This window comes from Parvibaculum sp., assembly GCF_045863935.1.
In the GTDB taxonomy this organism is placed as follows: domain Bacteria; phylum Pseudomonadota; class Alphaproteobacteria; order Parvibaculales; family Parvibaculaceae; genus Parvibaculum.
The window spans coordinates 26,796-41,285 of sequence record NZ_BTVP01000007.1 but is presented as its reverse complement, the minus strand read 5'-3'; the positions used below and the strand labels follow the sequence as shown (position 1 = coordinate 41,285).

The window sequence follows — 14,490 nt, the reverse complement described above, 5'->3', positions numbered from 1 at the left end:
AGCGCCCGTGCCTGGCTGGTTTGAGCCCGAGTTTGAGATCAACCGCAACTAGCCGGGTGGACAACATTCAAAAAAAATGCTTCGTGACAAACAAAAAAGCAGTCGTCGGGGGCAGTTTCCATTGAATATTCAACAACATAAGAAACTCACGGACGAAATCTGGGAGATCGCAAAGCGGCTGCGCGGGCCCTATCGTCCCCCGCAATACCGCCTCGTCATGCTCCCCATGGTAGTGCTGCGCCGCCTTGATTGCCTGTTGGAGGATACGGTTGACCGAGTCCACGCCAAATATGTCCGCCTTAAAGCCGTAAGCACGCCAGAACCGGCAATGGTGCGGATGCTTGCCCGTGTGGCCGATCCCACACGCAAACAGCCGCTCTACAACACAAGCAAGTTCACATTCGATCGCCTGACCGCCGACGCAGAAAACATCGCTCCGAACCTCGTCGCCTATATCAACGGCTTCTCCCCTATTGCCCGCGCGATATTCGAGAAATTTAATTTCAGCGAACAGATTGAGAAGCTCGACGCGAGCAACCGTCTGTTCAACATCGTTCGGCAGATGGCCACTTTGGATCTTCACCCCGATCGGGTGGACAACCTCCAGATGGGCTACCTGTTCGAGCATCTGGTGATGCGTTTCAACGAACAGGCAAACGAGGAGGCAGGGGATCACTTCACCCCTCGCGAGGTCATCGAGCTGATGGCGAACCTCGTCTATACAGGCGAACAGGACGTTTATAAACCCGGCATCTACCGCACCATTTATGACCCGACCTGCGGCACGGGCGGCATGTTATCGGCGTCCGAGAGGTTCATCCGCGAAGGCAACAAGGCCGCAAACCTCGCTCTCTTCGGGCAGGAATACAACGACGAGAGCTGGGCAATCTGTTGCTCGGACATGCTCATCAAGGACGAGGATACCGACAACATCGTCCTTGGCGACACTTTGGGTGATGGCAAGACCAAGGATGGCTTCGAGGGCAAGCGGTTCCATTACATGCTGGCCAATCCTCCGTTCGGAGTGGACTGGAAAGACCAGAAAGCCGTAGTGGAGAAGGAGCATAAGACCCTTGGCTTCAATGGCCGATTTGGCGCGGGCACGCCCGACATCGACGATGGTTCGCTGCTCTTCCTCCAGCACATGATCTCAAAGATGCATCCGAGCCCCGAGGACGGTGGCGATGGGTCGAAGATCGTCGTGGTGTTCAATGGCTCGCCCCTCTTTTCGGGTGGCGCGGGTGGCGGACCTTCCAGCATCCGTCGCTGGATTATCGAAAACGACTGGCTGGATGCGATTATCGGCCTCCCTGACCAGTTATTCTACAATACGGGCATCTACACTTATGTCTGGATGGTGACGAACCGGAAATTGCCCGAGCGTCGCGGCAAGGTGCAATTGATCGATGGCACGCTCTTCGCTGAGCGAATGGAAAAGAGCCTGAACAACAAGCGTCACCGGATCACCGAAGATCAGATCGCGCGCCTGACCCGCATATACGGCAACTACCGCGACGGTGAAAAGGCCGAGGTCGTGGTCAACAAGAAAACCGGCGAGCGAAAAACCCACACTGTCTCGCGCATTTTCAAGAACCACGAATTTGGTTTCCTGCGCATCGTCGTCGAACGCCCTCTGCGGATGAATTTCCGCACGACGCCTGACCGCATCGCACGACTGGAGAGTCTCGATGCCGATAAGCACCCGGTTGCGGACCTGCGCGCGGTGGTTGAGGCGATGGATGCCGCTCGCACTTACATGGACCTTGCCGAATTTGACGCCGACGTGGTCGAGGCGGCGGCCAGTCTTGGGATCAAGCTGGGCAAGTCCGCGCGCAAGACGCTGTGGATCACCATCGGCAATAAGGACCAAAAGGCCGAGAAGTGCGTCTGGGTGAATGATCGCCCCGAGCCTGATCCCGACCTGCGCGACACCGAGAATGTGCCGTTGCCCGATGGGAGTGAGCTTCCTCTGCCTATGCCTTTTGGCCCCGATCCGCAGAATAAGTTGAATGGTGAGGTGGTCGAGCTGATGACCCCGGTGATTGATGCCTACATGGCAGCCGAGGTTTTGCCCCATGTGCCTGATGCCTGGGTGGACTACAGCAAGACTAAGATCGGCTACGAAATCCCCTTTAACCGCCACTTCTACATCTACCAGCCACCGCGCGAACTGGGGGTCATCGAGGATGAGATTGAGACGCTGGAAGGCGAGATCGCCGCGCTGTTGAAAGGACTCGTGTAATGAGTTTCGTTGCGCGAGTCGAAAACACGCCTCCATGGGCACAGGACTTGCCCGAAGGCTGGCGGACGGATTGGCTGAAATGGTCGGTCGAGTTCGCTTCGGCCAAGTCCGAGGACACTGAAGACGGTGCCGCCGAACGACTGCCCTACATCTCGAACGAGGATATAGCGTCGTGGACAGGCAAGCTGTTGAAGGAGCAGCCGGAACCGGTCGACAAGGACGGAAGGTTGTTTCGACGCGGGGACGTTCTATTCAACAAGCTGCGCCCCTATCTCGCCAAGGTCTATCTCGCAGAGTTCGAAGGGATTGGTTCGGGCGAGCTGTTGAACCTGCGCGCCTCTGACAGGATATTGCCTCGCTTCCTGTTCTACGTTCTGTCCTCGTCCGCCTTCATTGATACGATCAACGCAGAAACCTTCGGCACCAAGATGCCGCGTGCCGATTGGGAAACCGTAGGGCATCAGCCCCTGCCGCTTCCCGATCTCGATACCCAGCGGCGGATTGCGCAGTTGCTGGATGACAAGACCGCACGAATTGATGCGTTGATAGAGAGGAAGCGGGCGCTTCTGGACCGTCTGGCCGAAAAGCGCCAGGCCCTCATTACCCGCGCCGTCACCTGCGGTCACAACCCTACCGCCCCACTGAGAGACAGCGGTGTTGACTGGCTGGGCAAGATTCCGGCGCATTGGGAATGTTGGCCCATCAAACGTTATCTGACAGAACGCGAGTATGGTATCTCGGAGGCTCTTTCCGAGTCGGGAGCCGTCGCAATCCTGCGCATGGGCAACATCCAAGGTCTTGAGCTGGACCTTTCGGAACTGAAGTATGTTGAAGAGGTAGAGCCGTTCTTGCTGCTTCGGGAAAACGATGTGCTTTTCAACCGAACGAACAGCATTGATCTCGTTGGAAAGTCGGCAATCTATCGTGGCAACTTTGATGGTGATCTTTCGTTCGCATCCTACTTGGCGCGCTTCCGCTTTGATCCGCGATACCTGCCTGAGTTCGCAAACTACGTCTTCGGAACAGAGCAGCTATTGGCTTATGCGAGAACGATGGCTCTCCGCGCAATTGGGCAAGCCAACTTGAATCCCTCACGGTTCGCGGAAATCCCTGTCCCAGTTCCGCCGATTGAAGAACAACGGCAGATCGCGCAGTTCCTCCGAACCCAAGGGGAGAAGATCGAGGAAGTAAGACAGAAAATTTCAGCCTCCATCGGGAAGCTGACTGAATACCGTGCAGCCCTCGTCACCGCCGCCGTAACAGGTAAGATCACCTCACTACTGATCGACAAATCTCTCAAGCCTGCCAAGAAGGAGGCTCCCGCTGCCTTCAAACGCTCGGTGCTGGCCGCCTATATTGCCGACACGTTGTGCGATCACCCAACCTTTGGCCGGGTAAAGTTTCAGAAACTTTTGCACCTATCAGAGGCCCACCTTGCGATTGAGGAGGTCGAGGGAAACTACTACCGCGACGCTGCGGGCCCTTTCGACACGCAGATGATGCGCTCGGTTCATTCGCAGCTGGCGCGACAGAGCTGGATCATGGCGGAGGAGCGCAAAGGCGGCAAGGGCACGTCCTATCGGCGTGGCGATAAGGTGCAGAGCTATAAGAGTTATTTCGACCGCTATTTTGGCGACCGGCAGGAGGCGATTGATGACCTGCTTGCCCTTTTGAGAGCCGCCGGGACTCAGCAAGTTGAGATTGTCTCAACAGCCTTTGCGGCCTGGAATGACCTGCTGTTGGAAGGCAAGACGCCAACAGATGACGAGATCGTCGAGTTGATCCTGAACGACTGGACCGACAGCAAGAGAAAAATCGCACCCGAGCGGTGGCGCCGCGCTCTTGACTGGATGCGCACAAAGAAGCTTGTCCCGCGGGGGCTGGGAAGACATACGAAGAAAAAGGCGGTCGAAAGGTAATTGTGACTACAGGCCTCGGGTGCAATGACGCATTCGGGAACTCTGAGGCAACGGGAATGGCTGGGCATAACGAAGCAGCATTCGAGATGGCTATCGAGCACGGGTTAACTTCTCGTGGGGGATATTTGCGGCGTTCACCCGCCGACTTCAATGAGGAGCTCTGCCTATTTCCTGCCGATGTGATCGAGTTCCTCAAGGAGACCCAAGGACAGAAGTGGAATCAGTTGGGAATTCTTTTGAAAGGTGAGGTCGAAGCGCAGGTTTTGTCCGATCTGACCAAGGAACTGGCCACCAAGGGCACGTTGCATGTCTTGCGGCATGGCTTCCGCTGCTATGGCAAGACTCTCCGGCTCGCGTATTTCCGCCCGAATTCCGGCATCAACCCAGAGACTGCTGCGCTTTATGCAAAAAACAGACTTACCATCACACGGCAAGTGGCATTTACCTCTCTGATTAAGGCTCCCGGCGGCGGCAACCGACGCTGCATCCTCGATGTAACGCTCGCCGTAAATGGTCTGCCAGTCGTTACGGTCGAGCTTAAAAATCCGATCACCGGGCAGCGGGCCGAAGATGCCAAAAAGCAATACATGCGTGATCGTGACGAACGTGACTTGATGTTCAAGTTCAAGGAGCGCGCGCTTGTCCACTTTGCCGTAGACCCGGACGAAGCGTGGATGACAACGCATCTCAAAGCTGGTGAGACCTCCTTCCTGCCTTTCAACAGAGGTTTTAACCGTGGTGCAGGCAACCCGCCCGTGGAGGACAACTGGAAGACGGCTTATCTCTGGGACGAGGTTCTTGAGCGAGATAGCCTCTTGGACATCCTGCAGCGGTTCATGCACCTTGAGATAAAAGAAAAAAAAGTTTCAACAACTCATGGACCGAAAACCGTCCGTAAGGAGACGATGATTTTCCCTAGGTATCATCAGCTCGACGCGGTGCGAAAGCTGGTGGTCCATGCGAAGGAGCACGGCGCGGGTCGAAATTACCTGATCCAACATTCGGCGGGTTCGGGGAAGTCCAACAGCATCGCATGGCTAGCTCATCGCCTTGCGGGGCTACATGACGACACCGACGCTAAGATATTCCACTCGGTCATTGTCGTGACAGATCGGCTGGTTTTGGATCAACAACTCCAGAACACGATTTATCAATTCGAGCACAAGACCGGGGTCGTCGAGAAGATCGACGAGAATACCCAGCAGCTTGCCCGTTCGATCTCGAACGGTGTGCCGATTATCATTTCCACTATCCAGAAATTTCCCTTCATCGCCCAGGCGTTACGAACCTTGGAGGAAAGAGGCGAGGAACTGGCCCTTCGCACCTCCGGCAAGCGGTATGCCGTAATTGTGGACGAGGCGCATTCTTCCCAGACCGGAGAAACCGCGACGGCCTTACGCGGGATGTTGAACAAGGATGGTATTGAAGCTGCGATAGCCGGCCAGTTATCGGATGTCGAGGATGGTAGTCTGACCGAAGAATCGAAGCGGGCGATTTTACGCGAGACCCTGAAAAGGGGCCGTCAGCCGAATCTGAGTTTCTTCGCCTTCACTGCCACGCCTAAGTTCAAAACCAAGGCAATGTTCGATGAGCCGGGACCGGATGGGCAGTCGCCCTTCCATGAATACACCATGAAGCAAGCTGTAGATGAAGGCTTCATCATGGACGTTCTCAGGAACTACACGACCTACAAACGCTTTTACGGATTGGTGAAGCAAATAGAGGGTGACCTAAAAGTGCCGAAGCGGGCGGCGGCGAGGGCGCTGACGCAGTTCTTGACTCTTCATCCGCACAATATCGAACAGGTTGTGACCGTAATCGTGGAGCACTTTCGCGCTAACGTGATGCACGAAATCGGGGGGCGCGCTAAAGCGATGGTCGTCGCAGGTTCTCGTCTTGAGGCGGTTCGATACAAGCTGGCCTTTGATAGATATATCGCAGATCGAGGCTATACCGGCATCAAGTCTCTCGTTGCATTTTCGGGAACTGTTGAAGATCCCGTCCTCCCAGGTAGCGCCTATACAGAAGTAGGTCTGAACAATGGGCTTCCAGAGGTGGAGCTGGCGGAGACATTTAGTGGTGATGAATTTCGGGTTCTCCTGGTCGCAGAAAAATACCAGACAGGCTTCGATCAACCGCTCTTGCAGACCATGTATGTAGTGAAGAGGCTCGCAGGCGTTCAAGCTGTCCAAACTTTGTCGCGTCTGAACCGTATAGCTCCGGGAAAGTCACGAACTTTCGTTCTCGACTTCGTAAATGAAGAGGATGAAATATACAAAGCCTTCAAGCCTTATTACGAAACGACCCCTGTCGGTGAGAATGCCAACCCCCAACGCTTGAACGAACTTCAGCACCTTTTAATAGAGTGGGCTATCTTCACACCGGAGGACGTTAGTGCATTCTCAGCGGTCTGGTATAGCAAGCGTATGGATCATACGTCATCTGATCACCGAACAATGAATGCAATTTTGGATAGAGTGGTTGCCACGTTTCAAGACCATGAGGAAGAAGAGCGAGAGGAGTTTCGAGGCCAACTGAAGGCATTCCGAAATCTTTACGCTTTTCTCTCTCAAATCATTCCCTATCAGGATAGCGAGCTAGAGCAGTTCTACACTTTCTGCCGAAACCTCCTATCCAAGCTGCCGCCGCCCGGTGATGGCACCTCGTTCGTGCTGGATGATGAGGTCGCCCTGAAATACTTCCGAATCCAGCAGGTAGCGCAAGGCACTATCGACCTGTCTGTTGGAGAAGTGGACCCGCTCAAAGGCCCTACTGATGTTGGCTCCGCGCGGCGAAAGGACGAAGAGGTTGGGCTTGAAGACTTGGTAGAGCGTTTGAACGAGCGGTTCGGCACTAACTTCACGCGTGCGGATCAGCTCTTCTTTGAACAGGTGAGAGAGAGCGCCGAGAGCGACACACGAATTGTTGAAGCTGCGCTAGCCAACAAGTATGAAAATTTCTCTTCCTATCTTGAGCGGATGCTGGATGAACTGTTCATCGACCGTATGGATGGAAACGAGGAAGTCTTCTCGAAGGTGATGAGTGATCCGCTTTTTCGATCGACTGTTCACAACGGGCTAGCTCGCGAACTCTACGACCGTATTAGAGCGAGGCAGCGTCACTGAAGTATGAAGGATCCAAACAGTTTAGGAGTTTTGGCGAGGGGCTATAAAAAATTGTTGGTTGTGGCCCGTTTCGACGAATTTTAAATCGTCGAAGTGGGGAGTCTGCAATTCGATGATTTCGGAATCATCGATTCATGCCTTCGGACGCATCGATGAATTCAGACTCGTCGAACTATGCAGGGAGGCTGCGGCCGAGTGAGCTGTTCGGGCTTTTCCTGATTAAAGGCGTGTTGCCTCAACGATTTGAAATTTGTCAAAGTTGTGTCTTACAGACCTTCTGACGTTTCGCTGCGCAAACCTTGTTGCTCTGCGAATTTCCATTGACGACTTTGAGCAATTCAACGATTACCGCATTAAACTGCAAGCCTGAATGGTTGACGCAATCTCTCTGTTCGCATTGTCTGAAGTTGGGGACAACACGGAAACTCGCGCCGGGCTTTGACCGTCGATTTTGAAGTCAATCTGAACAGTCGCTCCCTCATACCAAGTCCGAAGCATCCTCGTTGCGCTCCCGTTCACGGAGACCAGGAGACTTCCCTCTCGAAGAAGAACACTCACAGGAACGAACTCGCTCGGACTGAGTGTCTCAGAGTTTGACGCTGGACTATCCGAACCAGATACCGCACCGCGAACGAAGTCATCGCTGTCCTTTGACCAAAGGGCCTCAGTGCCGGGTATGAGCATCGCAATAGATTGATCGCTTCCGTTCTTACAGGTCATACGGAAGACCCCCGGAGCATCGATTTCTTCGTCACCTACCCGGATATCTAGAAGCCTGCCCGATATTTCGGCGGTGATGCCGTCGAAGCTGGACGAAGAGAAGGCATCGAAGCGCATCGTGACGACGGAATGCTGCTGGCCATCCTCGATAATTTTGGCGGGATGCGACGGTGACTCTGAGGTGAGAAACCAAACCGTGGCGATGACGACGATTGTAACGAGGGCTCCGAAGGCGATAGCTTTAGGTGTCATTGCTTATGCGGTCCTGATGGTGTGGAATTGGCCGCACAAAAGGGAACCCTTTTGTGCGGTCGGGAAAATTCCCTGTGCCTCGATGTCACTCACTGCAAAATCAATGACTTATGAGGATCGGAAATCGATGCTTTCAGCTATCGGATAAGGGTTCCTTTATGTCAAGGAGCCGTAGCAGCCGGTGAGCTGTCCAGGTGCAGTGCGGAGTGACGGGATGAAGAGGATTGGCTATGCGCGCGTATCGACCCACGAGCAATTGCTCGACCTGCAGGTGTCGGCACTGACCAACTCCGGCTGCGACCGTCTGTTTACAGATCAGGGAGTCTCTGGTGCCAAGTTCGAACGCCCCGGACTGACAAAGGCGCTGTCCGCATTGGAGCCCGGAAGCATGCTGATCGTCTGGCGGCTCGACCGGTTGGGGAGGTCGTTGATCGAACTCATTCAGCTCATCAATGAGCTCGGCGACCGGGGCGTTGAGTTTCGATCCCTGACCGAGGCGATTGATACGAGTTCGTCCGGCGGGCGTCTGACCTTCCATATCATGGGTGCCATGGCCGAGTTTGAACGCGCCATCCTGAGCGAACGCACCCGCGCCGGCATGGCTGCGGCTCGCGCTAAGGGGCAGAGGATCGGCCGGCGTCCGGCGCTGACCGAGAAGCAGAAGGCGGAAGCGCGCAGGGCAGTCGAGAAGATGCGGCGGCCTCTGGAAGAGGTGGCGGAACGCTACGGCGTCCATCCTCGCACGCTCTCACGACTGATCCGCGAGCATCGCAAGTTGTCGCCCGCGACTTGCTAGCCATCTATGCGTTTGGGAATCTCACCAGAGACTCACAGAAGCGCGCTGGTGAGGTTTCGCGTTTCGCGAGTGCAGAGCGCGCGCCCGAGGCAAAAGCTCGCCAGTGACGCTTAAAACGACTCCGGCGAATCTTGCCGTCCTGGCTGTGTCAGCTCGCTAAGAGGAGCCTAGGAGCCGGGGACGCTCGTGAACACAGGCTGCATCCCCTTAGCTTGAGATGGCTCTTTCTAGGACTTCGATGACGGTAAGAGCGCGACAAGTTTTTCCGACCAAAGTTCCGCCCCCGAGTCCGCTACGTTTCGCTGAAATTACCCCGGACTTCCTCTTCTATGTCCCGCAGGTAGCGGGCGCCCTAATAACTAATTCTGCTGTTACCTCTATCTCTACACCTGCTTTCCACCCTCTACGCTACTTCTCCCTTATCGTCAGCTTCCTAAGAGCCATCTCTACACGCCTGTCTAGCTCACCATAGGCAAGCATGGGTCCAAGCTGACCTGACTGCATCTTACGCGGCGTGCGCAGTCCTCTTTCCTTGAAGAAGCGCACGAAGTCTTTCCTGTGTTTGTCACGAAAACGTCCGCGCGCGGCGTCCATCAAAGACAAGCCGATGATGCCTGTTTTCAAAAACTTGGCTATCCGCCGATCTTCCACTTCTTGTCCGACAATAGAAATCCCGGTTGGATGGAGGCCATCTGAAAAGGTAGGCAGCTTGAATGAGAAGTAACGGGTTTTCAGCTTGGTGAAGTCAAACCGAAGCAGGCTGCTTATGGGTCTTATTCCCAGAAGGTCAATTTCAGAGCCTTGGAGTGTGACTTCAATGCGGACCCGTTTTCTATGCTCTTCCAGATCAACGAAGCTTCCGGCGGACCTATTCTGACGATCGATGACTTTGTCCATGATCCGCCACATGATCTGCTCATCTTTTGCACCTACGTAGAAAGTGGCGTCGGCGGTAGCAGGGCAATCGTAGTCGTTGACGGCATAGTGGAACTCATCCGCCTTTATGAGCTTCCATGATGGGACCGTGAAACGCGTGAAATCCTTTCCAGCTCCCCACGCGAAGCGCGGTTGCGCCGTCTTTACGGCGAAGAGGTCAATCTTCGGCAGGAAGTGGTGGCTCAAAGCGCGAAACATAAGCCTGCGGCTTGAGGCTGACGGTATCCTCGGAGTAAAGTCGACACTTACCTCGATTGCATCGCACTGGGCGGGAATTACAAAGCCGTAGGCAGCTTCAATCGCGTCAAGTGCGTCCGAAATCTTCCCCAGACGCGGTTCTTGAAATGTGATTTCGAACCGGTCGGTAGCAGTTCCAGAGATCGGCGCGACCGGTCTAATCATCTGCTGCCGGTCTACATAAGGCTGAATCGTCGCTTGTAGCCATTGGTGTTGGGTCTGTCGGGCGAGCGTAATGCTTACGCGGACCCAGTCGATCACCGCGCGGCTCCTGAAGTCGGATAGGTCAATCTGTGGGATCAGGATGAATCTGCCAGCGAACCTGGCTTGCTTCGAGATACTGGATTGAAGCCGATACGGCAGCACCTCTAGAGGCCCGGGTGCTTTAGCAAAAGGAATGGGAGCGAGATAACGTCGCATGGCGGTAATCATCCAAATGGAAGGATGATTACCGTTATAGCGCTTGTCCGACCGGACGACCGATTTCTCGTAGATTTTTTCAACCGAGCTTTGCAACGAGATCGGCAGGCTTCAAATGGCTGTAGCGCTGAAGCATCCGGAGTTCCTTGTGTCCCGATATCGTCGAAACCTCGATGACATTGAGACCTCGTTCCAGAAGCCGCGTAACCGCCTCGTGGCGCAAATCATGGAAATGGAGGTCATCGCTCCCGGCTCTGGCGCGAAGGTGGAGCCACGCTTGACCGACCGCCGAGCGCGTCGTTGGCACCACCCGGTCGTCCACTTTCAATGTCTTTAACTCCGCGAGAGCTTCGAGAGCACGGCGAGACAGCGGCACGTCTCTGGCGTCGCCATTCTTCGTAAGGTCGAGATGCGCAAGACGCCGCTCTTCGTCTATATCGCTCCATTCAAGCGCCAGCAGTTCGCCCTGTCGCATGGCTGTCTCAAGCGCCAGGACAATCAGAGGACGCATCCACAGGCTGCGTCCGGCGTCTGACGCAGTCAGCAGGCGCTCCTCTTCTCCGGGCTTAAGACGGCGATCTCGTCCGCGCGGCGGCTTGGGGCGGCGAACCATCCGGCATGGGTTCTGCTGAATATTGATCCCCCATTCGCGCCGTCCAACGTCAATCGCGTGAGCAAGGACATTTAGTTCCTTGAGGACGGTGCCGGGACTGATCGCCTCAAGACGTTCGTCACGATAGACGGCGATATGCTCTGGCTTCAGCATGGCGAGCGTCCGGTGAGCGATAGAACGTCCGATCATCGCTTTGAGCCGGTAGCTCTCAGCGGACGCTCCTCGTTTTGTGGGCGTCACTTCCTCTAAATAGCGCTCCAGCAACTCCCGGATCGTCATGTTCTCGGCGAGGCGTGTGTCGGCGAGGACACTACCGCGATCCGCCTCAGCTTCAAGATTGCGAGCCCATTTTTCAGCGTCGCTTCGTGTGTCGAAGCTCTTTGCTCTTGGCGGCAGACCTTTGCGCCGAACTTGTGCCTGCCATCGTCCTCTCAGTTTGCGTATCGTAGCCATGAAGCGTGTTCTCCCACTGTGCCTCATGCTGACTAGGACGCCCCCGAGACCAGGCCAAGGAGTTTCCCGGAACGTCGCTCGACGGGAAGCGTGGAGGAGCATCGGCGCCTGTCGAGGAAGCGCTGTCTGTGCAGGGCAGCGCTCCCCGCGCTCCTCTCTTGGATTTGCGCTAAAACGCTCAGGGGCGTGCGTGGGCGAGCATTCTCGATCTGCGCAGAGCGATACGTGCATTCCGAAAACGCTCGCCCTGAGTCTCGGGGCACGCTTCCGGCGCAACGTCGTGAATATGTATTTTTGAGGCAGGGCCAAGTGCGGCAACGGCGCATTCGTGCCGGGAAGAACGTCGGCAACGAACTGACGAAATACTATTCTCTGAAGTCGATTTTCGCAGTTGGTGAGACGAACCGAAGCGCCCCAAGAAATACCTATTCTCAGGGGCAAAGTTGACAGTTTCGGCAAAAAAAGAAAATCAGGTGATTTCTGTCAACTTTAGGGAAACTTTTGTCAACTTTGGGCAACCAAATCGGCCATTTGGCGCTCGGTTTACGTTTTTCAAAACGTCGAATATATATTTCGCAGGCTTGTTCAGGCCCTGAAAGTTGACAAAAGTTGACATCCGCAACCTCCAAAGTTGACAGCATGCAACCTCATATTGGGGTTCGCGGCAGTGTGCCGGGTTTGTGCCTCTAATAGGTATTTCGACACGCCCAGTGACGCGAGAGTCACAACGGATGCAGCCTACCTAAGGGATTGATATTTCGAAGAAAATCCGTATCCGGAGGATTCGGAGGGCAGCGCTCTATCCAGCTGAGCTACGGGTGCCAAGGGGCAAGCCACAGGGAAGGCGGCCTGCCGAGCGGGCCGCAAGGTAGAACAATTCGCGGCCGCAAACAATGGGCGGGGGCGGACTCCGGGCCGGTGTGAATTCCGTATCGCGGTACACGGCAATTCGGGCATTGCGGCAGTGCCAGCCCCGGATTATGGGGAGCGGGAGGGAGGCCTGCCCCGAATTCCAGGGCGCGGCCGGCCCATCGATTGCCACGTTCCCGGGAGATGGAAATGACGAACACACAGCCTGCCTGGCGCATTCTTGGCGGCCCCGGTTCCCCCTTCTCCCTGAAGATGCGCGCGGTGATGCGCTACCGGCGTCTGCCGCATGTCTGGATCGTGCCGACGGGCTTTCTCGCCGAAAGCGGCGAGTTGAAGGAAGCCGGCAAGCCTGTCATTCCGGTCGTACAGGCACCCGAGGGCGACTACTGGGCTGACACCACGCCGATGATCCTTGAACTCGAACGCCGCTACCCGGACCGGCGAAGCGTGCTTCCTGCCGATCCGGCGCAGCGTTTTCTGTCTTTGCTGATTGAGGATTTTGCGGATGAGTGGCTGGTCCTCGCGCTCTTCGACATGCGATGGGACGCCGAGGCCGATCAGGCCTTCTGTTCGACGCGGCAGATGGCCGGTTGGCTCGGCGCAATGCCGGCGCCGCAATTCGACGAAATCATCAGCCGCTTTCGCGCCCGCCAGACTGGTCTTCTGGCGTCCCTTGGCGACCGTACGGTCAATCGTCCCCTGCTGCGCGCGACCTATGAGGAAATCCTTGCGGCGATGGAAGCGCAGCTCGAGTGCAGCCGTTTCCTGTTCGGCAGCCGGCCGTCAATAGCCGATTTCGGCCTCTACGGTCAGCTGTCGCAATGTGCGATCGACCCGACAGCGTCGGCGATCATGCGCCGCAAGGCGGTGCGCACCTTCCAATGGGTACAGGACCTGGACGACGCCTCGGGCATGGATGGTGTCTGGCAGGACGCGGGAGACCCGCCGGGACCCGGTGCCGGGAAGCTGCTCGCGCTGATCGGCGAGGTCTACCTGCCCTACATGACGGCCAACGCTGCCGCGGTTGCGGCGGGCGATGCGACCTTGTCCACGCATCTTCGCGGGCAGCCTTTCGTCGCGCGCGCCAACCGCTACAAGCAGCGTTGTCTCGGTGCGCTGAAGCTCGCCCTTGCGGAGGCTCTGGCGAACGGTGCATCCGGACTTGAAGAGATACTCCGCCGCCACGGCTGCTGGGAGGCGCTTCAGCTCGCGCCGGGTGAGGCGTCGGCTATCTCCGTTCCGCGTCACGATGTGGCCGAGCCGCAATCGGGGCCCTTCTGAACCCGGCAGACGCCCATGCCGCCGCTTGGCGGTTGTCCCGATATGGCATATAGGAAGGAGCCCCCGGAAAACCGCGCGGCCCTCAGGGGCCAGACCCGAGAGTTTTGCGTTCCATGTCTGAGCCATTGCGGCTTGCGCCCTTTGACGTTTACATCGATCCGCTGCTCGCTTTTCAGGACGCGCGCCTGCGCGAAATGTTCGCCTATTGGCAGAGCAAGCGCGGCGGCAGGCCGTTTCCGGCGCGCACCGATGTGAGCCCCGGCGACATCGTCAATCACCTTCCCTCGGTTTTTCTGATCGATGCCCGGCCTCCCGCTCTCACGCTGTCCGATTTTCGTGTCCGGCTGATGGGCACGGCCCTCAACGATCTCTTTGCGCGCGATTTCACGGGCCGCTCGCTCGAAGGCGAAATGCCGGCGAAATCGGCGGCTGCCCTTGCCAGGGTTTTCGGCATCGTCTGTCAGTTGCGCCGTCCGCTCCGTCTTTATGGCGCCGCCGTCTTCGCAAGGGCTCAACCCTTGACGGCGGTCGAGGCGGTGCTGATGCCGCTTACCACGGGCAGCGGATCGGTCGACATGGTGATGGGCGAATTGATAAAGCGCGCCTCGGCCTGAACGCGGTTCGCC

At 56.5% G+C, this 14,490-nt stretch carries 9 protein-coding genes; 6 read left to right on the top strand and 3 right to left on the bottom strand.

Features of this window, described 5'->3' with window-relative positions; genetic code table 11:
• Positions 1–76: 76 nt before the first annotated feature.
• Genes ACKUUH_RS04605 through ACKUUH_RS04595 form a run of 3 tightly spaced genes read left to right on the top strand, consistent with a single transcriptional unit; the run spans position 77 to position 7,286 of the window.
• Complete coding sequence (locus ACKUUH_RS04605) at positions 77–2,242, top strand: N-6 DNA methylase (protein WP_407948689.1); 2,166 nt, start codon at positions 77–79, stop codon at positions 2,240–2,242.
• Positions 2,242–4,161: a restriction endonuclease subunit S gene (locus ACKUUH_RS04600; protein ID WP_407948688.1), complete on the top strand. Its 1,920-nt coding sequence runs from the start codon at positions 2,242–2,244 to the stop codon at positions 4,159–4,161. Before ACKUUH_RS04605 ends, ACKUUH_RS04600 begins: the two co-directional genes overlap by 1 nt.
• 56 nt (positions 4,162–4,217) lie before the next feature.
• The gene (locus tag ACKUUH_RS04595; RefSeq protein ID WP_407948687.1) at positions 4,218–7,286 is read left to right on the top strand and encodes a type I restriction endonuclease subunit R; all 3,069 of its coding nucleotides are present in this window, start codon (positions 4,218–4,220) and stop codon (positions 7,284–7,286) included.
• Positions 7,287–7,631: 345 nt separating this feature from the next.
• On the opposite strand, the gene ACKUUH_RS04590 is transcribed toward ACKUUH_RS04595, so the two are convergent.
• Complete coding sequence (locus ACKUUH_RS04590) at positions 7,632–8,258, bottom strand: hypothetical protein (RefSeq protein ID WP_407948685.1); 627 nt, start codon at positions 8,256–8,258, stop codon at positions 7,632–7,634.
• A gap of 214 nt (positions 8,259–8,472) precedes the next feature.
• Between ACKUUH_RS04590 and ACKUUH_RS04585 the strand changes: the two genes are divergently transcribed.
• The gene (locus ACKUUH_RS04585; protein ID WP_407948684.1) at positions 8,473–9,054 is read left to right on the top strand and encodes a recombinase family protein; all 582 of its coding nucleotides are present in this window, start codon (positions 8,473–8,475) and stop codon (positions 9,052–9,054) included.
• A gap of 408 nt (positions 9,055–9,462) precedes the next feature.
• Here the strand turns inward: ACKUUH_RS04585 and ACKUUH_RS04580 are convergent, their stop codons facing one another.
• Both ACKUUH_RS04580 and ACKUUH_RS04575 read right to left on the bottom strand, forming a co-directional pair.
• Entirely contained in the window at positions 9,463–10,488 is a 1,026-nt protein-coding gene (locus ACKUUH_RS04580; RefSeq protein ID WP_407948683.1) for a hypothetical protein, read from the bottom strand.
• A 238-nt stretch (positions 10,489–10,726) separates the two neighbouring features.
• Entirely contained in the window at positions 10,727–11,713 is a 987-nt protein-coding gene (locus ACKUUH_RS04575) for an integrase (RefSeq protein WP_407948682.1), read from the bottom strand.
• A gap of 1,059 nt (positions 11,714–12,772) precedes the next feature.
• Between ACKUUH_RS04575 and ACKUUH_RS04570 the strand changes: the two genes are divergently transcribed.
• Positions 12,773–13,864: a glutathione S-transferase C-terminal domain-containing protein gene (locus ACKUUH_RS04570; RefSeq protein WP_407948681.1), complete on the top strand. Its 1,092-nt coding sequence runs from the start codon at positions 12,773–12,775 to the stop codon at positions 13,862–13,864.
• A 113-nt stretch (positions 13,865–13,977) separates the two neighbouring features.
• Complete coding sequence (locus tag ACKUUH_RS04565; protein WP_322314550.1) at positions 13,978–14,478, top strand: PAS domain-containing protein; 501 nt, start codon at positions 13,978–13,980, stop codon at positions 14,476–14,478.
• The last annotated feature ends 12 nt before the right edge of the window (positions 14,479–14,490 follow it).